General features: G+C 55.9%; 24 protein-coding genes. 8 read left to right on the forward strand and 16 right to left on the reverse strand.

What is annotated here, in order from left to right; all coding sequences use genetic code 11:
* Positions 1-10: 10 nt before the first annotated feature.
* The 7 genes from DHN60_RS06350 to hpaE form a co-directional block, all read right to left on the reverse strand.
* On the reverse strand, positions 11-1,084 hold the full coding sequence (locus DHN60_RS06350; protein ID WP_108836447.1) for an ABC transporter permease: 1,074 nt from the start codon (positions 1,082-1,084) through the stop codon (positions 11-13).
* A 75-nt stretch (positions 1,085-1,159) separates the two neighbouring features.
* Entirely contained in the window at positions 1,160-2,098 is a 939-nt protein-coding gene (locus DHN60_RS06355; protein WP_108836448.1) for a substrate-binding domain-containing protein, read from the reverse strand.
* Between the two features lie 77 nt (positions 2,099-2,175).
* On the reverse strand, positions 2,176-2,967 hold the full coding sequence (locus tag DHN60_RS06360) for a TIM barrel protein (RefSeq protein ID WP_234423550.1): 792 nt from the start codon (positions 2,965-2,967) through the stop codon (positions 2,176-2,178).
* Positions 2,968-3,404: 437 nt separating this feature from the next.
* Complete coding sequence (hpaH, locus tag DHN60_RS06365) at positions 3,405-4,205, reverse strand: 2-oxo-hept-4-ene-1,7-dioate hydratase (protein WP_108836450.1); 801 nt, start codon at positions 4,203-4,205, stop codon at positions 3,405-3,407.
* The gene (locus DHN60_RS06370) at positions 4,202-5,056 is read right to left on the reverse strand and encodes a fumarylacetoacetate hydrolase family protein (RefSeq protein ID WP_108836451.1); all 855 of its coding nucleotides are present in this window, start codon (positions 5,054-5,056) and stop codon (positions 4,202-4,204) included. The genes hpaH and DHN60_RS06370 overlap by 4 nt, the downstream gene beginning before the upstream one ends.
* Positions 5,057-5,111: 55 nt before the next feature.
* The gene (hpaD, locus tag DHN60_RS06375) at positions 5,112-6,095 is read right to left on the reverse strand and encodes a 3,4-dihydroxyphenylacetate 2,3-dioxygenase (RefSeq protein WP_108836452.1); all 984 of its coding nucleotides are present in this window, start codon (positions 6,093-6,095) and stop codon (positions 5,112-5,114) included.
* A gap of 89 nt (positions 6,096-6,184) precedes the next feature.
* The gene (gene hpaE / locus DHN60_RS06380; RefSeq protein WP_108836725.1) at positions 6,185-7,696 is read right to left on the reverse strand and encodes a 5-carboxymethyl-2-hydroxymuconate semialdehyde dehydrogenase; all 1,512 of its coding nucleotides are present in this window, start codon (positions 7,694-7,696) and stop codon (positions 6,185-6,187) included.
* A gap of 165 nt (positions 7,697-7,861) precedes the next feature.
* Here hpaE and hpaR point away from each other — a divergent pair, with 165 nt between their 5' ends.
* Complete coding sequence (gene hpaR, locus DHN60_RS06385; protein ID WP_108836453.1) at positions 7,862-8,311, forward strand: homoprotocatechuate degradation operon regulator HpaR; 450 nt, start codon at positions 7,862-7,864, stop codon at positions 8,309-8,311.
* Positions 8,312-8,595: 284 nt separating this feature from the next.
* On the opposite strand, the gene DHN60_RS06390 is transcribed toward hpaR, so the two are convergent.
* The 4 genes from DHN60_RS06390 to DHN60_RS06405 form a co-directional block, all read right to left on the reverse strand.
* Positions 8,596-9,933, reverse strand: coding sequence for an MmgE/PrpD family protein (locus DHN60_RS06390; RefSeq protein WP_108836454.1), 1,338 nt, complete (start codon positions 9,931-9,933; stop codon positions 8,596-8,598).
* Positions 9,934-10,097: 164 nt separating this feature from the next.
* Positions 10,098-11,477, reverse strand: coding sequence for a TRAP transporter large permease (locus DHN60_RS06395; RefSeq protein ID WP_108836455.1), 1,380 nt, complete (start codon positions 11,475-11,477; stop codon positions 10,098-10,100).
* Between the two features lie 4 nt (positions 11,478-11,481).
* Positions 11,482-12,147 (reverse strand): TRAP transporter small permease, encoded by a 666-nt coding sequence (locus DHN60_RS06400; protein ID WP_108836456.1) that lies wholly within the window; start codon positions 12,145-12,147, stop codon positions 11,482-11,484.
* Positions 12,148-12,254: 107 nt separating this feature from the next.
* A complete protein-coding gene (locus DHN60_RS06405; RefSeq protein ID WP_234423569.1) occupies positions 12,255-13,256 on the reverse strand; it encodes a DctP family TRAP transporter solute-binding subunit in 1,002 nt (333 codons plus the stop codon).
* A 399-nt stretch (positions 13,257-13,655) separates the two neighbouring features.
* Here DHN60_RS06405 and DHN60_RS06410 point away from each other — a divergent pair, with 399 nt between their 5' ends.
* Both DHN60_RS06410 and DHN60_RS06415 read left to right on the forward strand, forming a co-directional pair.
* Complete coding sequence (locus DHN60_RS06410) at positions 13,656-15,119, forward strand: sensor histidine kinase (protein ID WP_159089135.1); 1,464 nt, start codon at positions 13,656-13,658, stop codon at positions 15,117-15,119.
* A complete protein-coding gene (locus DHN60_RS06415; protein WP_108836459.1) occupies positions 15,112-15,711 on the forward strand; it encodes a response regulator in 600 nt (199 codons plus the stop codon). The genes DHN60_RS06410 and DHN60_RS06415 overlap by 8 nt, the downstream gene beginning before the upstream one ends.
* A 518-nt stretch (positions 15,712-16,229) precedes the next feature.
* Here DHN60_RS06415 and DHN60_RS06425 read toward each other — a convergent pair.
* Positions 16,230-16,538 (reverse strand): transposase, encoded by a 309-nt coding sequence (locus tag DHN60_RS06425; protein WP_108836461.1) that lies wholly within the window; start codon positions 16,536-16,538, stop codon positions 16,230-16,232.
* A gap of 48 nt (positions 16,539-16,586) precedes the next feature.
* Between DHN60_RS06425 and DHN60_RS06430 the strand changes: the two genes are divergently transcribed.
* Positions 16,587-18,776, forward strand: a complete 2,190-nt coding sequence (locus DHN60_RS06430; RefSeq protein WP_108836462.1) for an NADP-dependent isocitrate dehydrogenase — start codon at positions 16,587-16,589, stop codon at positions 18,774-18,776.
* Between the two features lie 46 nt (positions 18,777-18,822).
* Here the strand turns inward: DHN60_RS06430 and DHN60_RS06435 are convergent, their stop codons facing one another.
* The 4 genes from DHN60_RS06435 to DHN60_RS06450 all read right to left on the reverse strand — a co-directional run bounded on the left by DHN60_RS06435 (position 18,823) and on the right by DHN60_RS06450 (position 22,749).
* On the reverse strand, positions 18,823-20,313 hold the full coding sequence (locus tag DHN60_RS06435; protein WP_108836463.1) for a malonyl-CoA synthase: 1,491 nt from the start codon (positions 20,311-20,313) through the stop codon (positions 18,823-18,825).
* Entirely contained in the window at positions 20,310-21,608 is a 1,299-nt protein-coding gene (locus DHN60_RS06440; protein WP_108836464.1) for a malonyl-CoA decarboxylase, read from the reverse strand. Before DHN60_RS06440 ends, DHN60_RS06435 begins: the two co-directional genes overlap by 4 nt.
* A gap of 64 nt (positions 21,609-21,672) precedes the next feature.
* Positions 21,673-22,344, reverse strand: coding sequence for a GntR family transcriptional regulator (locus tag DHN60_RS06445; protein ID WP_108836465.1), 672 nt, complete (start codon positions 22,342-22,344; stop codon positions 21,673-21,675).
* Positions 22,345-22,365: 21 nt separating this feature from the next.
* Positions 22,366-22,749: a YciI family protein gene (locus DHN60_RS06450; RefSeq protein ID WP_108836466.1), complete on the reverse strand. Its 384-nt coding sequence runs from the start codon at positions 22,747-22,749 to the stop codon at positions 22,366-22,368.
* A 93-nt stretch (positions 22,750-22,842) separates the two neighbouring features.
* Here DHN60_RS06450 and DHN60_RS06455 point away from each other — a divergent pair, with 93 nt between their 5' ends.
* From DHN60_RS06455 to DHN60_RS06470, 4 genes are read left to right on the forward strand one after another with little or no spacing between them, the layout of a single operon-like run.
* Positions 22,843-23,727, forward strand: coding sequence for a fumarylacetoacetate hydrolase family protein (locus DHN60_RS06455; RefSeq protein ID WP_108836467.1), 885 nt, complete (start codon positions 22,843-22,845; stop codon positions 23,725-23,727).
* Positions 23,724-24,389 (forward strand): malonic semialdehyde reductase, encoded by a 666-nt coding sequence (locus DHN60_RS06460; protein WP_108836468.1) that lies wholly within the window; start codon positions 23,724-23,726, stop codon positions 24,387-24,389. Before DHN60_RS06455 ends, DHN60_RS06460 begins: the two co-directional genes overlap by 4 nt.
* Before the next feature lie 12 nt (positions 24,390-24,401).
* Positions 24,402-24,860: an OsmC family protein gene (locus tag DHN60_RS06465; RefSeq protein ID WP_108836469.1), complete on the forward strand. Its 459-nt coding sequence runs from the start codon at positions 24,402-24,404 to the stop codon at positions 24,858-24,860.
* Between the two features lie 43 nt (positions 24,861-24,903).
* Positions 24,904-25,977 (forward strand): C4-dicarboxylate TRAP transporter substrate-binding protein, encoded by a 1,074-nt coding sequence (locus tag DHN60_RS06470; protein ID WP_108836470.1) that lies wholly within the window; start codon positions 24,904-24,906, stop codon positions 25,975-25,977.
* Positions 25,978-25,994 lie beyond the last annotated feature (17 nt).

Here is a 25,994-nt window from a genome sequence, read left to right on the forward strand (position 1 = left end):
CAGGCCCTCCTCAAGCTCGGTTTCTCTGTCGGTACTGGTCGAGTACAACCGCCGCTATGATGATGCTGCCCATCGCCATTAGCTGATAAGAGCCATCAAGTTTGATATACGTAAAACCAGACCGGATGACCCCGAGCACCATCGCGCCGAGCACCGTGCCGATGATGGACCCGCGTCCGCCTTGCAGGCTAATACCGCCAATCACGGCCATAGCAATCGCAAACAGCTCGTAAAACTCACCCATCCCCGCCTGCGCAGTGGAGGCTTTGGAGCTGAGCACGATACCAGCAAAAGCCGCCAGCATCGATGCGATCATGTAAACCATCACCTTGTGACGCTTCACGTTGATCCCCGACATACGGGCCGCTTCTTCGTTCGACCCGATGGCGTATGTGTGCTTGCCGTAGACCGTGAAGCTCATGATTATTTGGAAGATGATGGCCAGCACGATGAACCAGACCACAGGCATCATACCCGATCCGATAAATGCGAACTGTTCAGTAGGGAATGAAATCGGGTTACCGCCTGACCACCACAGGGCGATTCCCCGACAAATGAGAAACATGCCGAGCGTGGCGATAAAGGGCGGGATGCGCAGATAGGCAATAAAGGTGCCATTAATGGCCCCGATACAGGCGCCAAACGCTAAACCGACCACCACAGGTATCATGACCGGAAGGTCCATAGCCCATGGCCCAAAGAGGGCCTTGGGATTGGGTTGCCCGTTAACCAATTCGGTTTGCCCAAAACTCATCGCAACCATCGCCGTTGCCGCCACCAGCGGACCGGATGACAGGTCAATACCAGCTGTAATGATGACCTGCGTCACACCAAGGGCGATGATACCGATGATCGCCACCTGCAGAATGATGATCTGCAACCGGGCTTCATTGAATATGCTGTCAAAGCGGTCCTTCGTATCAAACAGGAAGCTCTGACCGCGCATGTAGGGGGCTGTCTGGCCGATAATCTCGAAGACGACAATGATGATGACCAGCGCCAGAAGGATGTTCAGTTCATTGGGCCATGATCGTTTGGATTTGTCGAAGGTCAGACCGCCGGTTCCGTGGCTGGTATCTGCCATGCTAGCCTCCCGCTAATGTGAAGAAGTTAGAGCGGTGCGTCGCCGCACCGCTCAAAATCAGTGCCGTTCAGGCACTTAGTTTTTTTCCAGGAAATCGCCCATGTTCTCAGGCGTAACCAGAACGAACGGAATGTAGACTTTGCTGTCCACATCTTCGCCCGCGACCAACTTGAGCGCAGCATCGATCGAACCGGTGCCCTGACCCACGGAGTCCTGGAACACGGTGACGTCATAGTCACCTGCGGCCATCACAACCAACGCGTCCTGAGAGGCATCAACACCGCCGACCTGAACGCTTGCCATGTCCATCCCGGCGGCTTTCATCGCCTGGATCGCACCGATCGCCATTTCGTCGTTGTTGGCCAGCACGAAGTCAAACGGCTCACCGGAAGACATCCAGTTGGTCATAAGGTCCTGGGCTTCATCGCGCGACCAGTTCGCAGGCTGCTCATCGATGATTTCCATAAAGTTACACATGTCCATGCCGATGACATCGTAGACGTCCTTGGAACGCTGAACCGCAGCCTGGTTCGACAGCTGACCGTTCATCAGGTAGCCACGTGCGCTGTTGCCTTTGCCCGCTGCGCGCAGGTTTTTGCACACTTCGAAGGCCGACAGAGTGCCGGATTCAATTTCGTTCGACGCCACGAAGGCCTGAGTTGGCGGCAGTTCGTTCACGTTGTCTGGCTCACGGTTCACATAAACCAGCGGCACATTCCCAGCAGCCGCAGAAACAGCCGCACCGGCAGATGTATCAACGATGTTCACGATGATCGCGTCCACACCGTTGGCAACAAAGTCTTTCACCTGGTCGATTTGCTTAGCAAGGTCGTCGCTTGCATCAACTTGCTGGTAGGACAGGCCGTCAATGGTGCCTGCATATTCTACCATGCCAGTCCGCAAAACGGTCAGCCAGTTGTCGTCGAACCGTGAAAAGGTTGCGCCGATTTCCTGTGCCAATGCACCAGTTGCAGTCATCGCCACCAAACTGGCGGCCACTAGAGTATTTTTCATTTGGTTTCCTCCCAAAGTTGGTGTCCGGCACACCTATTAACTCACCGGATCGCCCCTTACGGGGCACTTCATCCCAGCTATGCAGCAATCTCCTTCTGCAATTGCGAGGAAATGAAATTCATTGATGTCCTGATGGCGTCTTCCAGCGAAGGGTGACGATGTATGTCAGGTGAAAAGCACTCGAACGAAAACGCTCCCTTATAACCAGCATCCCGCAGCGCCATGATCTGATCGACATTTCCGAGGCGATCATTGGCGTCAATCAAAACGCGATGATCGTCCTCCATCTGCTCCACAGGCACATCGGCGTCGTTCACGCCAGATATATGCACTATTCCGGTTTGCCCCAGATAGAACGGACCTCCGCCGGACAAGGTGTGATGAAACGTGTCATGCACCAATCGAAAATAGGAATCTGCGCCCAGCGTTTCGATTGCAGCAACCAGCTCTACTTTGCTTCGCAGGGACGAGCGCGTAAATCCAAGCGGTTCGACTAGTGCCACCATGTTGGCGGTCTCTAGCAGCGGCAGGCATCCCTCAAGCGCATTTGCCAGATCATTCTGCCGTGATGCGGCATCAATACCGGTGCCGTCGTTGCATGGGATCAGGCTGATCGTTTCAGCCCCGGCCTCGACCGCCAAATCGATGAGCGCTCGCACGCCATCTGCGATGTCGCTTGTCCAGCGGTTGAAGGGATAGACCTGTGACAGCCCCAACAATCGTAGCCCGTGATCCTGAAGCTTCTGCCTGACGCATTCGACAGAACGTCCATCAAAGATCGGGCGTCCGAGATCATTGCGAAGCTCGACGCCAACCATTCCCAAACGCGCTGCACTCTCGATGAATTCATCGATTGAAGCGTTGGCCATCGTGACTTGGTTCAACCCAAAGCCGAGCATCTCTCTCCCTGTCTGTCCGCTGGTTTGTCCTGCGAGTCTTCTTGCGCTGTCAGACTGCGTTCAACGCACGGCCCACGTCAACAGATTTTTGCAATCGGTTGCAAAAATGTTCGAACACCCAAACTTTTCCCGTAAATCCGGAATGATTTGCAAAGATATTCGAGGGGGTTACGGAGCAAGCGGGCCACCCGCCTTTTCCCGAGGTAATGTTCAAAAGAGTGCCACGAGTGCTGGAATCGGTAAATGCTTGCGCTTCCTAGCCAATGGCTTCCGCCAATCGCCCTTCAGTAAGATCGCTGGTCGGCGGGTGACACGGCACAGGCTTGGGCAGTCAATAGTATGACCGACCGTGCAATTGGAATCAGAGAGTTTCTACTGTCTGCAGAACGTATATGCCCGATGGCTTGTCAGGCAAATGCGATCGAGACGCCACCAAACGGCCCGAAGTCAGCGTGAATTTGGGTCTCGCTTGGGCACTCTATGGGCCGGATAAAACTGCCGGACAAAATGACATTGCCGGGCTCAATCTTCTGCCCGTATTGCGCCATGCGTTGCGCCAGCCAGACCACGCTTTGGACCGGGTCGTTCAACACGCCGGCGCCAAATCCCGTTTCTTCAACCTCACCATTCCGCGTCGTAATCGCCCCGACCCAACGCAGATCAAACGCATCCACTGCATGCCTTTGCGGTCCAAGAACGATCCCGGCATTCGCCGCATTGTCGCTGATCGTATCAAAAACCGAACGCGTCTTTCCTGACTCCGGGTCGGCGCGCAAAATTCTTGTATCGAGGATCTCGATCGAAGGCGCGACATATGCAGTTGCCGCGATCACGTCCTCTCGTTTCACATCGACGCCTCCGATGGCGTCTTTCATGACAAAGGCGATCTCTGCCTCGATGCGCGGCTGGATGAAACGCCCTTTGGGCACAGTGCTGTCGTGCTCAAATACCATGTCGTCAAACAGGATACCGCTGTCTGGAATGTCGATGTTCAGGGCGTATTGCATCGCCTTGGAGGTCAACCCGATCTTCCAGCCGACTACTTTGCGCCCTTCGGCCAATTTGGCGCTGTAAATCGCATTTTGAACTTCATAGGCGTCCTGCATGCCCATTTCGGGGTGCCGCAGCGTCAACAGGCCGATCTGTTGCCCAGTCTTTTCCGCATTGAGCAAATCGGAGGCGGCGCGGGCGTGGTCTTGCGGTGTCACAGAACTTCGTCCGCGATTGTGTTGCGAAGTGTTCCTATTGTGCTGGCCTCAATCTCAACCACATCACCCGGAACCAGATATTTAGGCGGATCGAGGCGAGCGCCCGATCCTGTGGGCGTGCCCGTGATAATTATATCCCCCGGTTGCAGCGTCATAAATGTCGAGATGTATTCGATCTGACGACGGATCGGGTGCATCATCCGAGAGACCACATCGTCCTGGCGCACTTCGCCGTTGACCCGCGTGATGATGCGGCAGTCATCCAGTTGTGCTGCGTCCGTGAACGGGACCAGCCAAGGGCCAATCGCGGCCGACTTGTCCCAATTTTTGCCTTGGGTCACGTTGAATTTGGCATGGCGCACCCAGTCACGGATCGTGCCTTCGTTGCAGATGGTCAGGGCGGCGATGTGGTCATATGCATCGCTTTGCGCAATCCGCCGCCCGCCTTTGCCGATGACGACGGAAACTTCGCCCTCATAGTCCAGTTGTGGGCTTTCAGGCGGCCGGATCAGGGGCTGTTCATGCCCTGTAAATCCGGAGGCGAAACGCGGAAACAGAGACATGTACTTTGGCTGATCGCTGCCATCTTTGTACTCGGCATTACGGTCAGGGAAATTGACGCCGACGCACAGGATACGAGGTGCGTTTGGCAGCACCATTTCATAGGTCAGATCGGTGTGTGTGACCGGTTTGGCAGAAGCCAAAGCCTCAAGCGTTTCCAGCCCCCCTGCCCGCACTGCATCCAGCAGCGTGGGCCACTGCGGCGATTTACCATTCAGCGCGATGCCACCCCCGTCGGTGATCGCACCGTAGACGCTCTGACCGTTGTCAGACCACGTTCCAAATCTCATCCGATGTCCTTCCAAACGGCGCCGCAGCTTTTGATCTCGTTCATTTTAAAACCTATTATGGCGCAATGATCGGGCTGGCTTTCATACCGCTCTCAATCGGCTCGACGCCGACAAAGGTCGTGCCATGCTCAAACCAGCTGCGTGGAGCGGCGGCCCCCCAAAGTGTCTGCCTTTGCGGGTCCTTCAGATCCCATTTGATCGGCTCAAGGTCCGGATCGACCGTCTGGTAGTCCGAGCAGTAGATTTCGATGCGATGCCCGTCGGGATCCAAGATATACAGGAAGAACGCGTTCGAAATACCGTGACGCCCCGGGCCGCGTTCGATGCTGTCGACATATCCCGTTGTGGCCATCAGATCGAGCAGATCGATAATGTTCAGCGGTGTCGGCACCCAAAACGCCACGTGGTGCATGCGTGGACCTGTGCCGTTGGTAAAGGCCATATCATGCACGCCGCCCTTGCGGTGCATCCATGCCGCCCAAAGCTTCTTGCTCTCTTCATCTTCCGTGTATTCGGTTACGCGAAATCCAAACTCAGAGTAAAATGCGACCGACGCGTCGACATCATGGCTGAACACATTGAAGTGGTCGATCCGCAGCGGCTTCACCCCACGATAGAGCGCATATTTCTGGTGAATGGGCGCCAGCCTGTCCATCTTGTGATAAAATTCGAGCGGGATGCCCATGTTGTCTGATGTCAGCAGTGTGCGGCCCTGATACGGGCGTTCCACCCATTCGGTTGGCCGCCCTTTACTTTCAAAAAACATCTTTGCGCGGTCAAGGTCGTCTTCGGCAAAAGTCTTGAACCCCATGACTTCCACCGTGCCGGGCGCTTCAGACTTTTGCAGAATGATGCAGTGGTGGCCCCGCTCTTCCATAGCCCGAAGGTAGACGTGTGTGTCGTTTTCATCCGTCACCTGAAGACCCAGGATGTCACAATAAAACGCCTTGGATGCGGCGAGATCTTTGACGTTCAAACTGGCGTGGCTCAACCGAATGGTGTTGAAGTCGGGAAAAAGGTTCGGGGCTGGGACAGGCATGCGGGCCTCCTATTGACCAGACAAAGCGGCGCTTGCCCGGTGCGTACTCGGGGAGTTTTCACTGTGGGCGAAACGGGTGTGGGTTTTCATCACCCAACTCCCAGTTTGGTGATCTTGTGCTGGCCGGTGGCAAAGCCAATATGCTTTTGCTCCATGTAAAACTCGAATGACCAGTCGCCCCCGTCGCGACCAATGCCAGATGCTTTGACGCCCCCGAAAGGCGTCGGCAGGTGCCGCACGTTCTCGGAATTGACCCAGATCATGCCTGCTTCGAGCTTGTCGGTGAATCGCAAAGCGCGCGTAAGGTCATTGGTCCAGACATATCCGGTCAGCCCGTAGGCCGTGCCATTTGCGATCTGCAACGCCTCTTCCTCGGTCGAAAACGGGATCGAGGTCAGAACCGGTCCAAATATCTCTTCCTGCGCAATCCGCATCTGGTTGGTGGCGTCTGTGAACAGGGTCGGGCGAACGAAGTAACCTGTATCGCCGATGGGCTCGCCACCTGCTGCAATCGTGGCTCCATCCTGTCGCGCAATCTCAAAATAACTGGTGACCTTGTTGAAATGTTCTTCTGTCACCAGAGGGCCAATTTCACTGGACGGATCGAGCGGGTGGCCGACCTTGATCTTGTTAACCCGCTCTACGAGCTTGGCTTCAAAATCTTCACGGATGGTATCCTGCACCAGCAGCCGGGACGAGGATGTGCAGCGCTCGCCATTGATCGAGTAAATCATAAAGATCACCGCATCCAGCGCGCGGTCCAAATCAGCATCATCAAAGACAATCACCGGGTTTTTGCCGCCCAATTCGAGGTGATTGCGTTTGAGTGTATCCGCGCCCTGTTTTGTGATCAGGCTCCCAGTCTTGCTTTCTCCAACAAAGGCGATCGCCTTAATCTTGGGATGTTCACACAGCGCTTTTCCGGCGCCTTCTCCAAACCCATTTACGGTGTTCAGAACACCAGGTGGCAGCCCCGCCTCTTCTGCGATTTCGACCAGCAACCGCGCCGTGACCGGAGACGCCTCGGCTGGTTTGTGCACGACCGTGCATCCCGCAGCCAGCGCGGGCGCAATCTTCCATGTGGACAGCATGAAAGGGGTGTTCCAGGGCGTTATGACCCCCACCGGCCCGATGGAGACCCGGCTTGTGACGTTCATCAGAGTTGGAGACTTGAGGTGCTGTCCATCGCGCGCCTGAATCACCTGATCAGCGAAATACCGAAAGTTTTCGGCGCCCCGCAAAGCGGCCTTGGACATGAACTTGTAGACTTGCCCGGTGTCCCAGCATTCACACAAAGCGATTTCCTCGGCCCGCGCTTCAATCCCATCCGCAACACGATGCAGGATCTTGCGCCGCTCCGTTGCAGGCATATCGCGCCAATCCGCAAACGCGTCATGTGCCGCCTGTGCAGCCGCATCAATATCGGCTTCGGTGCCATGTGCGACCTCGCAGATAATGGTTTTGTCTACGGGAGAAATCGTTTCGAAAACGCCCCCACGCCCCGGGGTGTCTTGGCCCCCAATCCGGTTGAGAATGCCAGTTTGGGCAAAGCGCGCCATGTGGCCGCTCAACTTTGCGATGTTGTCTTCCAGCAAACCCATGGTCTCTCCCCCTTGATGATCGCTCACCATATTTAGGTGAGATAGTCGAACATCAGTCTCATACATTATATTAACATGTTAATTGTTGTTGAGTTAAGTAATGAATTGGACTTGAATGTGTCAACCGAAATCCTTCGGACATAGAGGCATAGGAGCAACCAGCCCATGACCATCAGCCTGCCGCCCACCACCCGCTCGCTGCCGATTGCGTTGATGCGCGCGCGGGAAAGCATCATGGCTCCAATTCGTGACATGTTGTCCGAGACAGGGCTCAGTGAGCAGCAATGGCGTGTTTTGCGCGTACTTGCAGAACAGGGCGAGATGGATTCGCATTCACTGGCGCAGCGGGCCTGCCTTTTGTTTCCCAGTTTGACACGCATGGCCGCAACGATGAATGCCAAAAGCCTGATCACGCAGACCCGGGACCCCAACGATCGACGCCGGCAATTGATCGCAATCGCGCCAGCAGGTTTGACCATCATCGAGTCCCGTGCCGAAGCTGCATCCGATATCGCGAAAGGCTTTCGCGACAAGATGGGAGATGAAGATTATGAAACACTCCTCGATCTGCTAGGACGCCTAAGCGCTGACGCGGACGTGGAAGAAACTCAATAAGAGCCATCCACTCAGCTTCCTCGCATAACGCATAGAAGCAACGAAAGCAGGCTAAGCGGAACGTCCATAAAAACCGATGCGTTCTTCGTCAGAAAACGCCACACGTTGGGTTTCGTAATATGAAAACAACGGGTGCCGTCAACCTCGCTGCAGCCGAAGTCGACGACAAGTTCAAGCAGTATGCCGGACCTGCCAAACTCTATGCGCTCTACCGTATTCGTCTCGAAGTGGTCGGATGACAATCTTGATTGGAATTTTCGGCTGAGGTCCAAGCGATCAGCTGTTCACAACTGTTCATTGCTTTGACTCAGCCGTGCGCCGATTGCACGCGCTGAATGGGTCTCAAGCGCATCCAGCATATCCCAAAGAGCGGCGCCTTCTTCGCCCAGTATGGCTTGTGCCTTATGGCGAAGTCGGAACGCGAGGATCTCTTCGGGCATCGACTCGGCCAAATCGTAATGCAGCGGTATCTCACTTCCGTCACTGAGATGCAGCACTCCAACTGCCTCCAGATCGGTCACACTCTCGTCCCCGATCACATCTACCCGGCGCGCGAAATTCGAAAGTGTTGCATCTTTGGCTAACGCGTCTGTATAGACACGGTCATCTCCGGTCAGATCCCCCCGCAAGACCATGCCAGCAAGCCAAGCGTAGCTGAACTTGACCTCCAAACCACTGCGCGGCGCTTTGATGTCACAGACTCTAAGCCAGCGTGGATTGACCGTCAGTCTCATGCCTACCACCGCACCCAATGCCAAAGGCCTTTCCGCGGCGGCCACCAAAAGCGCCTCGATCATGGAATGCGTGCCGTGGCAACAGGCATGAAGCTTGTACTTGTTGTCCTCGAAAAGGAATTCACCCGTCGGCACTGCCTCTTCTGCCTGTCGCGTATGGGTTTCAACAAAGCCCTGCATGCCAAAAATCCCATCATCGGCCGATGTAAAGCCGAGACGTGCCAGCGCGGTGCATTCAACTCCGTTCGCTGCGGCAATGCCCGCGTTGTAGGGTTTTCCCATCGTCCCAAACTGCGATTTCAAGCCCGAGGCACGGGTCGCACACAGCCCCAGAGCCGCCCGCATCTGGTCACGATCCAAACTAAGGAGACGCCCCGCCGCTAAGGTTGCCCCAAAGGCGCCGCTCGTTGCGGTTTGGTGAAAGCCGCGATTGTAATGTGACCGGCCCAGCACAGTTCCCACGCGGATCGCCCCCTCCGCGCCGACTAGGAAAGCCGCCATGGCATCGCCAGCGCCGGCGTTCAATTCTTCCGCAACCGCCAAAGCAGCCGGGTAAATCGCAACAGACAAGTGGCCAACATGGGCGAAATGTGTGTCGTCGTAGTCAAGCGCGTGGCTGGTCGCACCGTTGACAAGCGCTGCCATCCGCGCCGGTGCAGCTGTCCCTCCAATTATCGACGCAACCGGCCTGCCACCTTCGGCGCTGGCCAGTGCGCGCATTTTTTCGGCCAGCGGTTCCCGCCTGCCTGCGAGCCCGCAGACCATCCAGTCAAGAAGGGAGAACCGCACGAGAGTGGAAGCCTTTGCGGAAAACGCTTCGACTGGCATGGCCGCCAGATCGAGAAGTTCGTCCATAAACTGCATCGGCAGACCCCAGTGAAACTGCATCACGCATTTACCTACTTCGCAGCTTACCACAAGGGTAGCTTGAAGCGGCTTGGCAACCAATTGGCCGAGAAGCCCGTTTGGGCAGTTGAAGGGCTACAACCGGTTCGTCGCGCAACGCGAACTTTTTCTGACGACCCATCGCCGTGTTGCGGCTAACAGCGGTTTTACTTAGTTATAATCTCAGGCCCCATCACGGCATTGGGCAATGTTGTCGAGATCGCAGGCACGTATGTCACGAGGATCAGGAACACAAACATGATTGCAAGGAAAGGCAGAGCCGCGCGCACCACACCCATCATCGACATGTTCGCGACACCTGCTGTTACGAAAAGGTTCAGCCCCACAGGAGGAGTGATCATCCCAATTTCCATATTGACCACCATGATAATGCCCAGATGAATCGGATCAATTCCAAGCTCGATGGCGATGGGGAATACCAGGGGAGCGACAATTACCAAAAGGCCCGAGGGCTCCATGAATTGTCCGCCAATCAGCAAGATCACGTTGACCACGATCAGGAATGCCACAGGGCCAAGCCCGTACGATAGCATCGCTTCGGTGATCTGCTGGGGGATTTGTTCGTCGGTGATCACGTGCTTCAGCAAGAGCGCGTTAGCAATCACGAACATCAGCGTGATTATAAGCTTGCCCGCATCGCGCAGCGTGGAAACCGTGTCGGGGTGCCACAAGGCCGTCACAAGCGCGTACGGCTTGCGCAGAAGACTCTGTTGTCCAGCCAAGGGTCCTACATCGCGATAAATGAAGGCGGAGGCGATAAACGCATAGACCGAAGCAACAGCTGCAGCTTCAGTTGGCGTAAAAATTGCACCGGTAAAGCCCGGGATGCCGTAGATCCCGACCATGATGATTACAATCAACAAAAGACCCCATATCGCGGCGCGGAAACTCGCAAAAATCTCGCTGAAACCGGCGAATTCTCCCTTGGGCATGTTCTTGATCCGTGCCATGACATAAATGCCGATCATCAACATTAAACCAGCCATCAGGCCCGGAATCACTCCAGCCAGAAACATGCGCCCGACCGAGACCTCAACGGCGGCAGCGTAGACGACCATTACGATGGACGGCGGGATCAAAATGCCCAGCGTGCCTGCGTTGGCGATCACACCGGCCGCGAACTCTTTGGTGTAACCCACTTGTCTCATCGCCCCGATCACGATGGTTCCGATGGCGACCACCGTTGCGGGCGATGAACCTGAAAGCGCGGCAAAAATCATACAGGCCAGGACGCCAGCAATCGCCAGGCCACCCCTCAGATGTCCAACCAGCGCGATCGAGAACCGGATAATTCTTTTCGCAACCCCGCCCGTCGACATGAAACTGGACGCAAGGATAAAGAACGGAATCGCCAGGAGAGTTGAGTGTCCTTCGAAGGCCTCAAACAGCGTCTGCGCGACGGAAGCCATCGACGTGTCCGAAAAAATCAACAGAAACAGTATCGATGAAAAACCAAGCGAGATGGCGATGGGCACACCGATCAACATCAAGCCGATCACCATCACGAAGAGAAGTAGGATTTCCACGGCTTCAGTCCTTTAGTTTGGCGGCTGCTTCGGCCACCTCTTCTTCGGCCTCGTGGGAAACTATGAGCATCTCTTGTTCGTCGCGCCACACGCGACGTGCAGCTTGGGTAAAGCGGATCACTAGCAGAAGCGCCGAAAGTGGCATCACAGAGTAGGGGACGACTTTAGGCAGCTTTTCGTACTCGTATCCCTCATTGAAGACCATTTCGAGCCAACGCAGAAAAGCCGGCACAGGAATGTCTTGTGTCTCGTACCAGCCTTGCCCGCGCACTTGTTCAAAGCCAGTCGGGAACCAACGACCCGAAGTCGGGTAAAGGTTGGCGTAGGGCGCCCAGTAATCCCAAGAGCCCTTCAACAGCAACATCGAATAGGTCAGACAAATAAGGACCACCAACAGAGCCAAATGTCGCCTTGTGGCGGGTGACGCCAGATTGACGATGGCATCAACACCTAAGTGCAGATTCTTTTTGACTGCATAGCTTGCGCCCAAAAGAACAAGCCAAGCAAACAGGAAAACTGTCAGCTCCAGCGCAAAGAAGATGTTGGCATTGAAAGCGTACCGCGCAACGACGTTAGCGAAGGTTAAGACGGTCATGATGCCGAGGATAAGCCCGATCAGCGTCTCCTCGAGGCGGTCAAACCAACTGGATGGGCTTGATGGCGCGGCCATGAACTTTCCCCCGATATGTGCATTCCCATGGGCTTACGACGACTGCGTTCAGTAACGCCCGCTTGGTAGAAACGAGTGCCCGGATTGTTCTATCCGGGCACCTTGTCTCAGTTTGTCATCGAAGCGTTGATCGCCTGGGCCGCATCAATGTTTTCCTGGCCCACATCGCCTGCGAATTTGTCCCAGACAGGTTTCATAACATCAACCCAAGCCTGGCGTTGCTCAGGCGTCAGTGTACGCACAACGCCGCCGGCATCGATTATTGCCTGCTTGGCCTCTGCGTTTACGTCCGTAGATTCTTTGTTCCGTGTATCAGTGACTTCGGCCACAATGGTCACGAACTGCGTGCGGACGTCATCAGGCAGGCCTTCCAGCCAGTCGATATTAGTGACCAGCAGATAATCGATGATGCCGTGATCGGTTTGGGTTACACCGTCCTGCACTTCGAAGAACTTCTTGCCATAGATGTTTGACCAGGTGTTTTCTTGTCCATCCACAACGCCCTGCTGCAGCGCGCCATAAACTTCGGAGAACGCCATTTTCTGTGGCGAGCCACCGATGGCTTCCATTTGGGCCACGAGCACGTCAGAGGACTGCACGCGGAATTTCAAGCCGTTGGCGTCGGTAGGTGCAACAAGCGGCACATTGGCTGACATCTGCTTCATGCCGTTGTGCCAGTAGGCAAGACCCTGGAGTCCGCGACGCTGCATGCTGTCAAGCATCGCCTGACCGGCGTCGGACGCCTGGAACGCTTCAACCGAATTGATGTCGTTAAACATGAAGGGAAGGTCGAAGATCCGGAACTGCTTGGTGAATTTTTCGAACTTCGACAAAGAAGGCGCGGCCAGTTGCACGTCGCCTTGAAGCATTGCCTCGAGCACTTTGTTGTCGTTGTAAAGAGTAGAGTTCGGGAAGACTTCCATGCACATCTTACCGTCCATCTCAGCGTTCACACGCTCCTCAAGTAGCGTAGCCGCAATCCCCTTGGGATGCTTATCGGTGTTGGTGACGTGGCTGAACTTGACGACGATTTCGCCGTCATCACAGGCGGCAAAGGCCACTGACGGACCTGCGGTGACGGCTGCGATACAAGCAGCCTTCAGTATCATTTTCATGGTTTTCCTCCAATGCAGGCGCTCCTCCGCGCCGGTAGTAGTAAGAACGTAAAGGCAGCGGTTTAGAGCAAGTGCGAATCTGTGGATTTTTTTCCATCTAATTTTCAGTCGTTTAGCGGATTGGAAAAACGATGCTTGTGAATTTTTCCGAAATCTCGGACAAACTTGCAATTGATGAAGCTCCTCGCTCAAACACGAATCCAATTACTAGCTGCTTACATAATCTTTGGTTTGTCAGTGGCGGGTTTAGCCTCGGTCGTTTACCATAACACGCTTCATCGTGAGCTTCTCTCGCTACGTGAAGAAGGTTCTGTTCGTCTGAGTGAAGCGTCCAGCCGATTACGGCTGCAAGTAGACGGCTATCGTGCTCTTGCTAACGTCATCGCAAAAGATGTGCAGGTGGTTGAGGCGCTTGAAAACCGACAATTCACCGAAGCAAAAAGGGTCCTAGAGACCTTTGAGGCCACATATGGTGCGTGGCGGATCGACTTAACGGATACTGACGGGCAGTTTTTGATCAACTCGGCAGGATATAACTCTGACCCGAAGTACCCGCGTGCTTTGCTGCGGGCAGCAGAAAACAACCGCTTGGGTTTTGGCCAGGCGCTCGAGGATGGAGAGCGGATCATAAGGCTCAGCCGGGGCGTCTTAGTGAAGGGTCAGCGGCCGAAGGGAATGATCGTTGTCAATGTCTCGCTTGCGGCACTGGAGTTCGAATGGCCTGTGTCGCCCGAAGCAATCGTTTTTTTTGACGTTGCAGAGATTGTATTCTCGTCCAACCGCCCTGACCTGCTGTACTTGTCGCGCAGCGAAGATCCCGAGCTGGCCGCCTTCGACCTTGTTGCAATGTCACGCAGTCGGGCGCTGCAGCTCTGGCGGTTTCGACCTCCTGACGGCAGTCCGTTGGAGGTCATTAAGACGGAAAAGTTCATACCCCACCTTGAACTGACTGGGGTTATCTTTCTCGAAACCCGCGGTGCACGTGCCACAGCAAGCTTGGCCGCAATCCTCGTGCTTGCCGGTGCGGTCGTGTTGGGTTTGATCGGTACGGTAGCGTTGCAGCAGCGCCGACGTCGTATGCTGGAAGAGACGTATTCCTCTCAACTTGAGGACCGCGTTGAGGACCGCAGTCTTGAACTACGCGGCGCGCAGGACGCGTTGGTTGAAGCATCCAAGCTGGCGGCTTTGGGTCGATTATCGGCGGGCGTCAGTCACGAATTGAATCAGCCGCTCGCGGCGATCCTGAACTTTGCTGAAAACGGGCAAAAGTTTCTCGCGCGGAGCAAACCGGACCCGGCGGCTCAGAATTTTACGCTCATCTCGGATCAGGTTCGACGCATGATCCGGATCATCAGCAATCTGCGCACGTTTGCGCGTCAGGAAATCGCACCAACAGAACGCGTCGATTTTGGAGAAGTTGTTGCTTCGGCCCTTGATCTGATGTGCGAAGATATCAAAGCAGCCGGAGTGACATTACGCAACGACCTGCCGGATGCTCCCACGCCTGTTCTGGCCGGAAATATCCGTTTGCAGCAAGTCGTGTTGAACCTCCTGACAAACGCGCTCGACGCGATGGCATCATCTGAGCGGAAGGTATTGTCGTTGATACTCTACACCAACGAGAAAAACAGCGTTCTGACAGTGACTGACACTGGCCATGGCATCGACGACCCGTCATCGGTGTTCGAACCGTTTTATACAACAAAAGACCTAGGCGCATCCAAAGGCCTTGGCATGGGGCTGGCCTTGTCACACGGGATCGTCATGCGGTTCGGAGGTACCCTTAACTGTTACAATCTGGACGACGGTGCAGAGTTTGAACTCGCCTTGCCGATCCTGAAGGAAGACAATGCTTAAGAAGGTGCTGATTATCGAGGATGACCCTGTGTTGCGAGCTTCCATTGAGCAGGCGTTGGAGCTAGCAGACCTCGAACCCATTCCAACCAACGGCTTCACACAAGCGCGGCGCTCGATCCGGTCAAACTTCCGCGGGGTGATCCTGTCAGACATTAAAATGCCCGACCACAACGGCTTCGATGTGCTGAATTTTACGCAAGCTCGTGATCCCAATCTGCCTGTTGTACTGTTGACTGGCCATTCCGACGTCTCCACTGCCATGCGAGCCGTGCGTTTCGGCGCTTATGAATACCTCGAGAAACCGTGCGATCCTCAGCGTTTGGCGGACGTGATGCGACGGGCACTAGAGCATCGTACGCTGGTGTTGGAGAACCGCGCGATGCTTGAAGAGTTTGATGAAGATCATTTTGTTGCAGAAGGTGGCTCGCTGACCGAGCGCCTGGAAGCACATGAGAAAAAAATCATCGAACAGGCGCTGGTTTCGACAAATGGCAAGGTCGCCAAAGCTGCGGAACAGCTAGGTATACCGCGAAATACTCTTTACGACCGGATGACAAAGCTGAGAGTTGTTCCAAAGGCGTTCAAAAGATAGACGACAAACTTCTCCGGCTCCCGACCGATCCAAGACATGGAATTGGCATCTTTGTTCTGTGTGGATGGCTCCTGCAAAGCAAGACGTTTTTTGTTGTGGGAGTTTGGTCAGAATCGGTCTTGTGTCCGTTCTGTTTGCGTGGTGCATCTGACCGCTGGCCCTGATGCGTTCCGCGGATCGAGTCCCAATCTGCAGAGCGGACGCGGGAGGTCCGGGACAAAGCACAGGGTGTCTGGATTGTTGGGCTGACCTTTGCCATCACTTCCTGCGTCTTGCTTTTTGGTTTATTTCCTCCTGTCGTTAGGTTGCTCTGATCCTGTATTCCGATGCTCGCGTGAGCACTGCCCAAATGATGCAGGCGATCTTGTTAGCCATGGCGACGGTCGCGAGCTTTGGAAACTTTCGCTCAAGAATGTCGGAGAACCAGGGAACGAATTGATTGGGTCGTTGTTGGAACTGCTTGATCCGGGACGTCGCGCCGAGCACCATCAATCGGCCGATGTAGCGGTCTCTCATCTTCAAGTGCGCCCAAGCCGTTCCCTGCTCCCGCTCGATTGATTGAGCGGCGTGAGGCCAAGCGGGGCCGCGAAGCTGCGCCCGTTGGAGAACTGATGCCCGTCTCCGATCGAGGCGACGGTGATCGGTCCGACGCCGGGGATCGTCCTGAGGCGGGCGCCGCCTACATCCGGTGAGGCTACGAAACCGCCCTGCTGCTCAAGCTGGTTTCTTCTGACGGTACCATCTGGATTAAGGAGGCGGTCATCATCGGCAGGTGAGGTGCGACATTGGCGCACCTCGGTATGCAGCGGTATACTGTAGACGAACATGTTCGCATCGGGTAACGAGGCCGCAGCTTAGACCCTCAGGAGGCTGCCATGTCCGATATCATTTACACCAAAGTGGACGAAGCACCGGAACTCGCATCTGGATCCTTTCTTCCCATCATCCAAAAATTTGCAGCCGCGGCGGGCGTGTCCGTCGGTACCAAGGACATCAGCCTTGCAGGCCGCATCCTCGCCACGTTCCCGGAAAGCCTGACAGAGGCACAGCGTCAGTCCGACGACCTTGCCGAATTGGGGCAACTGGTGAAGACGCCTGAGGCAAACGTCATCAAACTACCGAACATCTCGGCCTCTGTCCCGCAACTGGTTGGCGCAATCACCGAATTGCAGTCGCAAGGCTTCGCCCTGCCCGACTACCCTGATGCCCCGGAAACGGCCGAAGAAAAGGCCATTCGGGCCAAGTACGACTCCATCAAAGGGTCGGCTGTGAACCCTGTCCTGCGCGAAGGCAACTCCGACCGCCGCGCGGCCAAGGCCGTGAAAAGCTTTGCCCAGAAAAACCCACACCGCATGGGCGACTGGTCGGCGGACAGCAAAACCAAAGTGTCCTCAATGGACGGCGGCGATTTCTTCTCCAACGAAGTTTCCGCAACGCTGCCTGCGGCGACGACAGCCAAGATCGTGCTGCAAACAGCGTCCGGCGAGACGGTGTTAAAGGACGGCATCGACTATCCAGCAGGCACCGTCGTTGACGCGACATTCATGAGCGCTGCCGCGCTCAAGACCTTCCTCGCTGAGCAAATCGAAGAGACTAAGGCAGACGGAACCCTGTTCTCCCTGCACCTCAAGGCGACAATGATGAAAGTGTCCGACCCGATCCTGTTTGGGCACGCTGTCAAAGCCTTCCTTGCTCCGGTGTTCGAACAGCACGGGGCCGCAATGGACGACCTTGGCGTGAACCCGAACTCCGGTCTTGGCGATCTGCTGGCGCGTGTTGAAGGCAATGCCGACATCATGGCGGATATCGATGCCTGCATGGCCGCCCGCCCGCCGATGTACATGGTGGATTCCGACAAAGGGCTCACCAACCTGCATGTCTCGTCTGACGTTATCATCGACGCGTCGATGCCTGCGTTGATACGCGCAGGCGGCAAGGGCTGGGGCCCGGACGGGAAAGAGGCGGATGCCAACTGCGTCATCCCCGACAACTCCTATGCATCCGTTTATGACGAAACGATCAAGTTCTTCAAAGAGAACGGCAAGATGAACCCGGCCACGGCTGGAACCGTACAGAACATCGGTCTGATGGCACAAAAAGCCGAAGAGTACGGCTCGCATCCGACCACTTTCGAGATGCCAGAAGCAGGCACGGTCAAGATGATCCTCGCCGACGGCACTGTCTTGCATCAGCACGACGTCGAAGCAGGTGACATCTGGCGCTCGGCCTCAACCCGCAAGGCGCCGATTGAGGATTGGGTGAACCTCGCCATCGACCGCCAGCGCGCCGAAGGGTGCCGCGCGATCTTCTGGCTTGATGCGAACCGTGCACACGACTCGCAACTGATCGCCTATGTGAAACCCATCCTTGAGGCCAAGGGCGTCGCGGACAAGTTTGAAATCATGGCGCCACGCGAAGCGACACGCGCATCGTTCGAGACAATCACAAAGGGTGAAAATGCCATCGCGATCACTGGCAACGTGCTGCGCGACTACCTGACTGATCTGTTCCCCATTCTGGAACTCGCGACGTCGGCCAAGATGCTGTCTATCGTCAAGTTGATGAATGGCGGCGGCCTGTTTGAAACTGGTGCAGGCGGGTCGGCTCCAAAGCACGTTCAACAGTTGGTCGAACAAAACCACCTGCGCTGGGACAGTCTGGGCGAATTCTGCGCGCTGGGTGAAAGCCTCACCTTCTTGGCAGACACCAAGGGCAATGAAAAAGCGCGCGTATTGGGTGCTGCGGTCGATGCGGCCACTCAAGGCATTCTCGATCACGGCCGTTCACCCTCGCGCAAAGTGGGTGAGCCGGACAATCGCGACAGCCACTATTGGTTCGCGCGCTACTGGGCAGAAGCCTTGGCTGCTCAAGGTGACGACGCTGAACTGGCCGCACATTTCGCGCCTATCGCCGAAGCCCTGCAATCAGGTGAAGAGGCGATCTTGTCCGAATTGGCCGCGGCCCAGGGCCCGGCGGCAGATTTGGGCGGATACTACCGCACCGATCCGGCAAAGACGGCAACGATCATGCGTCCGTCACCAACGCTGAACGCCATCATCGGGTAAATGCAAAAGGGGCGCGGTCAATCAGTCCAGCGCCCCTTTTTTCCAATTAGCTGTAGGTTTCCCGCAGCACGTTCTTTTGCACTTTGCCCATTGTATTGCGCGGCAAGGCATCCATCACAATGTAACGTCTTGGATGTTTGAACCGGGCCAAGTGAGGCTCAACCTGGGTTGCGACATCCAAATCGTCAGAACTTGCGTCTTCCAGCACCACAGCCGCAAGAACGCTTTCACCAAAGTCCGGGTGAGCGATGCCAAAGACGGCGCTTTCGACCACGCCATCGACATCGTTGATCACGTCCTCAATCTCTTTGGGGTAGATGTTGTAACCACCTGAGATGATAAGATCCTTTTGGCGACCGACAATGCTGATCCGCCCATCTTCAGAAGCGACACCCAGGTCGCCGGTGATAAAGAAACTGTTGTCACGTAACTCTTCGGCCGTCTTTTCAGGCATGTTCCAATAGCCTTGAAAAACGTTGTCACCGCGCACTTCGATCATCCCGACGTCGCCAGCCTGAACAGGCGCGCCATCATTGGTCAGCACCACTTCGGTACCCGGTAATGGGTAGCCTACCGTGCCTGCCACACGTTCACCCTCATAAGGGTTCGAAGTGATCATGTTCGTTTCGGTCATCCCATAACGCTCAAGGATACGATGGCCTGTACGCTGCTCAAAGGCCGTGTGCGTTTCTGCAAGCAATGGAGCAGAGCCGGAAATGAACAGTCGCATGTTTGCCACCTGATCGCGGGTGAGGCGGTCATCATCCAACAAGCGGGTGTAGAACGTCGGCACCCCCATGAGCAGCGTTGACTTGGGCAGTTCTTCAATCACTGCATCCACGTTGAACGCCTGCATGAACCGCACCTGAGCGCCAGCCAATAGGGCGGTGTTCATGGCGACAAACAAGCCATGGGTGTGAAAGATGGGCAGTGCATGGATCAAACGGTCTTGATCAGTGATCTGCCACAGATCGGTCAGAGACACCGCGTTGGACAGCAGGTTCTTGTGGCTGAGCATCGCGCCTTTCGAACGCCCCGTAGTGCCCGACGTATAAAGCAGCGCGGCCAGATCATCAGGACCGCGCGCCGCCGTCTCAAATGCCTTTGGATGATCATCCGCAGCACGGCTCAGTGTGCCTGTTCCATCTGCCGCCAACGTCATGACTCGGATGTCCGAACTTGCGCAAACATCGGTCATTTCGGTCAGGCTGGATGGATCACACACCACCAAAGACGGTGCGGCATCATCAACAAAATAGCGTACTTCGCTTTGAGTGTAGGCCGTATTGAGCGGCAAATAGATCGCGCCCACCTGTACGGCAGCGCCATAGAGCGCAATCGCGTCTGCGCATTTTGGGGCCTGCACCACCACTCGGTCACCTGCTGCGACCCCAGCGCCGCTCAGCACGTGGGCCAATTGTGCAACCCGTCCAACAAAGTCGGCGTAAGACCAGCGCGACCCGTCATCAAGATCAAGGAATGGGGCCGGGTTGTTGGAATGTGGTGCAATCAATGCATCGTAAAGGGTGTTGGTCACGACGAAAGTTCCTTGGGTCTTGTTGTAAACGGTGCGGCAGCCATTGTGGTCACGGTCTTGGACGCTGCAACCCCGGCATTGAGGGCAAAGTTCTCGTGATTACGCTCGGTTTGAGAGAGGTCATAAAGATAGTTCACCATTGCCCCTCCCGACTGTGCCAAGCCCGCGTCTGAACTGTCTGCGCCAGCATGTATATCGTGGATTTCGGCCCCGTTGCCCAAATGAAACCGAGCGACAGGGTCGACGGGCAGGCCGTCTTCTCGCTTGGCATGGGTAAGATAGCGGGCGGCAAGAATCCGTACGTCTTCAGGCGGCGTGTCGCCTTCCAGCATAGCCTTGGCCACATCGGCGCAATCCGGGTCATCCAATTGGTTTTTCAGCCAGCGGGTCAGACCCGGAATGGGCGACAAAGTCACAAAATGGGTGAGTTGAGGAAACTCGAGCGCCAGTTCGGCGACGACCTGTTTGATCAGCAGGTTGCCGAAACTGATGCCAGCCAACCCTTTCTGGCAGTTTGAAATGGAGTAAAACACCGCGACTTTGGCCTCGTGCGCCTCTAGTGGTTCGCGGGTTTCAGACAGAACAGCATCGATTGAAGTGGGAATGTCCGCGCTCAGCGCAACTTCGACAAAGATGAGCGGCTCATCCGGCATGGCCGGGTGAAAGAAGGCAAAGCAACGGCGATCAGGCGGGTACAACCTACGGCGCAAGTCGTCCAAGTCGCTGATTTGATGCACGGCTTCGTAGGCGACGATTTTGTCGAGAATGCGGGCCGGGGTGTCCCAGTTGATTTGCTTAAGAACCAAAAACCCTCGATTGAACCAACTGCGCAGCAGATGAACAAAGTCCAGGTTCGTTCGCTCCAGATCGGGTGCGTTCTTGATCACCCGCAGCAGATCGGCCCGCATCCCCACAAGGTCGGCCGTCGCTCCCGGTGTTTGGTTTAGACGGCGCAGCAACTCTTGCCGTTTGGGTTCAGCCGCGCGTGACAGGTGTTTGAAAACTTCGGTGGTGGGCGCGTCGGCGTAGTGAAGAGCAAGGTTCGCCAAGGCCTGTGCGTCAATGTCCAGCGCATCATTCAGCATATGGAAAAAGGCGGCCTTACCCTCGTCCGTCAGCGCACGGTAGCGATCCAGAATACCACCAGCCAGTTTTTGCCCCGACACTTCGCCTTCCTCAGAAAGCAAAGCGCGACACAGCGCATAGATGTCGCGCGTGTCATCCGCCTTGAGAGACGCGGCACGTCGCTCAAACAATGTCGACAGAATATCGCCCAAGAACCTATTACGCTGCACAGGCTGTCTCCCGCCTTTGTCCCAAAATCTTCAAGTGTCGGCGCATTCGCCTATCTCACGGAAATCATAGCTCACTCAGCGGCACCGTCAGGTACTCGCCGGTCAGCCGATAATGGTTGATTAATGCACCTGACGCCTTGTCCGCGTCCCCGCGCACCGCAGCATCCAGGATCTCATCATGCTCGGCGCCCACGTCTCTCTTGCGGTAATCCGTACCAGCCGCGGCAAGATAACGGTACCGGATGTTGAGATCGTAAAGCTGCCCACAATAGCGGATGAGGATCGGCGAATCTGCATTGCTCAGCAACGCCATATGAAAAGCCTTGTGCGCCGCCTCGAAGGTCGGGATATCGTTCTGGTCACTCGCCCGTTTCATCCGGTGATGCACCAGAACAAGCTGCTCTTCCCATTCGGAATCTGCCCGTGCGATGGACTTGCGCAACGCCATATCCTCAAGCGCGCAGCGCAGACCGAGGATTTCCTGAAAGTTGGCGAGGTTGGCAGGTGCCGCGCGAAACCCGCGCTGATCCAGACGTTCAACCAACATGTCCGACGTCAGCAAGCTAAGTGCCTCGCGCACTGGCGACGCACCAGTGTCCAGCATCGTGCGCAGTTGTTCAATCTTGAGCTTTTCGCCCGCCGCCAATTTGCCCGTAAGGATCATCTCGCGCAAAGAGACGTAGGCTGATCGTGTGGCCGAGCTTTCTTTGCCTTCAGCGTTTTGCATCACGTTCATGTGGCCGGCTCCCTTTGTTGTCTACGACAAGACGACGCTTTTGGTCGAAAGCCCCACGTTCAGCGAAACCGACCCTTCATTAATCATCCAGCGACGCAGTGTGAACGTGCGTGCGCCACTTTGATGCATGGGGTCTGCCGCAGCCAGCGCGCGGGCGGCCTCAAGGCTGTCGGCCCTATAAATGATCAGGCCCATGCCTTGCATCTCTTCGCCCGTCTCGTCTGACATGGGTCCGGCAAATGCCAGCGCGCCCTTGGCCTCAAGCCCGGCTTGATACTCCAGATGCGCAGGCAATGCGGCCTTCACGTCCTCCGGGCCTTTGGCTGGAACGCTTTGCGCCACATAGAGCTCCAGCGCCAGCGCACCGCGCGCTTTGGCCTGTTGTTTATAGTCGGACCATTTCATCGCTGATTCTCCGCTGCGTCAAAAATATCGATATTCATTGACAATTGATGTGATTGTAGGCAAAAAAATCCAAACTGACAAGGATGTGCTGCAATGAAATATATGGTTGGGACAACGGCACACGGGCCAGCTGTCTACGGTGTTGAGGGCGAAAAAGCCATTAATTTAACGGCGTTGGACGCATCTGTCGGCACCGATTTGATTGGCCTCATCAACGATCCGGCGTTAGCGGAATCCGTGGCCGCCAAAATGGCTGACGCCCCATCGGTGCCGGTGTCGTCGATCACCCCTGCCCTGCCCGTCGCACCGCCCGGTACGATCATTTGCCTTGGCCTCAACTATACCGACCACATCAAAGAAGGCGGGTACGAAATTCCAGACTACCCTGCTCTGTTCATGCGTGGAAAGAACTCGATCATGGCCGCAGGCAGTCCTTTGGTGCGCCCCGCCTGCTCAATACAGCTGGACTATGAGGCTGAGTTGATGCTGATCATCGGCAAAGGCGGACGCCATATCGCGGAAGAAGACGCGCTTGATCACGTCTTTGGCTACACCGTTTTCAACGATGGGTCGGTGCGCGACTATCAACGCAAAACGCATCAATGGACCCCGGGCAAGAACTTTGACCAGACGGGCGCAATCGGCCCGTTTGTTGTCACTCCGGATGACCTGCCTGCCGGTGCAAGCGGCCTTAAAATCGAAAGCCGCGTGGGGACTGAGATTTTGCAATCCTCCAATACAGGCAACATGATCTGGTCCGCGGCCAAGACCATTGCCACGATTTCTGAATACACCACCCTCGAACCCGGCGATCACATCGCCCTTGGCACTCCTCCCGGTGTGGGTCACGCCAAAAAACCAAACCCGCGCTGGCTGGTTCCGGGAGAAGTCGTCGACATCGAAATCGAAGGGATCGGAATCTGTTCGAACCCTATCATGGACGAGGCTGACTTTGCCCGCGGGGTAGCGGCAGAATGAACGCGCCTACAGGCACCGAATTGGCCGCATTGCGCGCCAAGGCTCAGGAAAACCATCGCGACCTTCGGGCCCGGATTGGTCGCCTCTCTGACGATTCAATTGATCTAATCCTTCGCGACGCCCGTTCTCACTATAAGTGGACCGATAAACCGATCCCTGACGGGTTGCTTGAAGAGATCTTTGAGATCACGATCAACGGCGCGACATCGATGAACACGCTGCCTGCGCGGTTCGTGTTTGTGAAATCGCCCGAGGGTAAAGAACGGTTGGCCAAATCGTTGAAACCGGCGAATGTCGCCAAGATGGCGGGCGCGCCGGTCACGGCCATCATCGCCTACGATATGGACTTTTGGCACCATCTGCCCGACCTGTTTCCGCACGAAGATCGCCGCCACTTGTTTGATGGTAAGGACGACTATGTGGCCGATACGGCCTACAGAAACGGAACCTTGCAAGGCGCCTACTTCATGATCGCCGCGCGCGCCGTCGGGCTGGACGTTGGGGCCATGTCCGGTTTTTCCAACGCTATCGTGGACGAAGAGTTTTTCTCGGGCACTACCCTCAAATCGAATTTTTTGTGCAACATTGGGTATGCCGATGAAACAGCGCTGTTCCAAAAGTTGCCGCGTTTTGAATTTGACCAAGTCTGCTCATACGCCTGAGGGGGGATAACCATGGCTGTAAAAATGAAAACTGTCGTCACCTATCGTGCGACCGCCGCCTGTCCAACCCACGCGCGGACTGAGATCCCGGTACGCGACCTGAACGTCGTGATTGACGAACCGGTTGAGCGGGGCGGCACCAATTTGGGCCCTTCTCCGACCGAGACAGCCATGACGGCGCTGATCGCTTGCACAAACGTGATCGGCCACAAGAACGCCAAACGTCTTGGTGTGGATCTGGGCAAGGTCACAATCGATGCAGACGCGAAATTCGACCGTCGCGGTGTGCTGATGGAAGAAGAGATCGACGTACCGTTCCCGGCCATCACCCTGACCGTCAATTGCACGACGACAGCAAGTCAATCCAATCTGGACAGCGTAGGCCAGGAAACAGCCAAGTATTGCGCCATCTCGAAACTGTTCGAGGCGGCCGGTACAGATCTGACCGTAAACTGGGTGAAAACACCCTAAAAAATCAGCGAGGCACCCGCCTCATTCTTTGGGAGGAGAAAACATGATCAACTGGACAAAAAACACCCTGATGGGGGCCACACTCGCGGCGATGACGGCACTGCCCGTCGCTGCGCAAGAAACCGTTTCGGCGGTAGTGATCGACGGTTATCCGGATCGCGCGCTTTGGGTCAAAGAGTTCACCAACTTCTTTATCCCTGAAGTAGACAAGCGGCTGGCAGAGACCGGCGCTTACAAGATGAACTGGCAGGAAAACTACGGCGGTTCCATCGTTAAACCCAAGGGCGTGCTGGAAGGTGTGCAACTGGGTCTGGGCGATATTGGCATCGTGACCACGATTTTCCACTCTTCCAAGCTGCCTAGCCAAGGTATCTCCGGGTCGACCCCGTTTGTAGCCACAGACGCCCGCGCGGTTGCCAAAGCGGTTGACGAAATTGCCCGCGAATTCCCCGCGATGAACAACGAATTCGCAGCGCAAAACCAAGTCTATCTCGCGACAGGCGTGGTTCTGGATACCTATCAGGTGTTCTGCTCTTCCGAGGTATCTTCGGTCTCTGATCTCGAAGGTAAAAAGATTGCAGGCGCCGGTCTGAACCTACGTTACCTTGAAGGGATCAAGGACGCCGCCGGTGTCCGCGGCGGTTTGACCGACTTCTACAACATGGTGCAAACCGGTCTTGTGGACTGCGCGATGCTGTGGCCCGAAGCTGCCAAGACTTTCAAAATCGCCGAAGTGGCCCCCTATATGCTGCGCGTCGATCTGGGCGCTGTGAACTCCAAAACGATCACAGTGAATGCTGACTATTGGGCCAAGTTGCCTGACGCGGTCAAAGAAGCGCTGCAAGCGGTCGCTATCGATTACCGCGACCACGTTGCAGGCATCGCAATGGATCGCGCAGAAGCGTCCCGTGCAGCCTATGAGGAACAAGGTGGCACGATCGTTGAAGTGTCCGCCGAGGACCGTGCTGCATGGGCCAACGCCATGCCCAACGTCGCTCAAGAATGGGCTACCAACCTCAACGAACGGGGTGAAGCAGGCACAGAGATGCTGGCCGCCTATATGGGCAAGCTGGCTGACGCGGGCTTTACTCCCGTGCGCGACTGGACGGCGAATTAAGCCAACTGCGACCTGAA

The organism is Tateyamaria sp. Alg231-49, from assembly GCF_900143535.1.
Taxonomy (GTDB): domain Bacteria; phylum Pseudomonadota; class Alphaproteobacteria; order Rhodobacterales; family Rhodobacteraceae; genus Tateyamaria.

Coding starts and splice junctions, on each gene's coding strand:
- DHN60_RS06350 (WP_108836447.1), bottom strand. CDS start 1,084: ATGGCAGATACCAGCCACGGAACCGGCGGTCTGACCTTCGACAAATCC.
- DHN60_RS06355 (WP_108836448.1), bottom strand. CDS start 2,098: ATGAAAAATACTCTAGTGGCCGCCAGTTTGGTGGCGATGACTGCAACT.
- DHN60_RS06360 (WP_234423550.1), bottom strand. CDS start 2,967: ATGGCCAACGCTTCAATCGATGAATTCATCGAGAGTGCAGCGCGTTTG.
- DHN60_RS06370 (WP_108836451.1), bottom strand. CDS start 5,056: ATGAGATTTGGAACGTGGTCTGACAACGGTCAGAGCGTCTACGGTGCG.
- hpaD (WP_108836452.1), bottom strand. CDS start 6,095: ATGCCTGTCCCAGCCCCGAACCTTTTTCCCGACTTCAACACCATTCGG.
- hpaE (WP_108836725.1), bottom strand. CDS start 7,696: ATGGGTTTGCTGGAAGACAACATCGCAAAGTTGAGCGGCCACATGGCG.
- hpaR (WP_108836453.1), top strand. CDS start 7,862: ATGACCATCAGCCTGCCGCCCACCACCCGCTCGCTGCCGATTGCGTTG.
- DHN60_RS06390 (WP_108836454.1), bottom strand. CDS start 9,933: ATGCAGTTTCACTGGGGTCTGCCGATGCAGTTTATGGACGAACTTCTC.
- DHN60_RS06400 (WP_108836456.1), bottom strand. CDS start 12,147: ATGGCCGCGCCATCAAGCCCATCCAGTTGGTTTGACCGCCTCGAGGAG.
- DHN60_RS06405 (WP_234423569.1), bottom strand. CDS start 13,256: ATGATACTGAAGGCTGCTTGTATCGCAGCCGTCACCGCAGGTCCGTCA.
- DHN60_RS06415 (WP_108836459.1), top strand. CDS start 15,112: ATGCTTAAGAAGGTGCTGATTATCGAGGATGACCCTGTGTTGCGAGCT.
- DHN60_RS06425 (WP_108836461.1), bottom strand. CDS start 16,538: ATGTTCGTCTACAGTATACCGCTGCATACCGAGGTGCGCCAATGTCGC.
- DHN60_RS06430 (WP_108836462.1), top strand. CDS start 16,587: ATGTCCGATATCATTTACACCAAAGTGGACGAAGCACCGGAACTCGCA.
- DHN60_RS06445 (WP_108836465.1), bottom strand. CDS start 22,344: ATGAACGTGATGCAAAACGCTGAAGGCAAAGAAAGCTCGGCCACACGA.
- DHN60_RS06450 (WP_108836466.1), bottom strand. CDS start 22,749: ATGAAATGGTCCGACTATAAACAACAGGCCAAAGCGCGCGGTGCGCTG.
- DHN60_RS06455 (WP_108836467.1), top strand. CDS start 22,843: ATGAAATATATGGTTGGGACAACGGCACACGGGCCAGCTGTCTACGGT.
- DHN60_RS06460 (WP_108836468.1), top strand. CDS start 23,724: ATGAACGCGCCTACAGGCACCGAATTGGCCGCATTGCGCGCCAAGGCT.
- DHN60_RS06465 (WP_108836469.1), top strand. CDS start 24,402: ATGGCTGTAAAAATGAAAACTGTCGTCACCTATCGTGCGACCGCCGCC.
- DHN60_RS06470 (WP_108836470.1), top strand. CDS start 24,904: ATGATCAACTGGACAAAAAACACCCTGATGGGGGCCACACTCGCGGCG.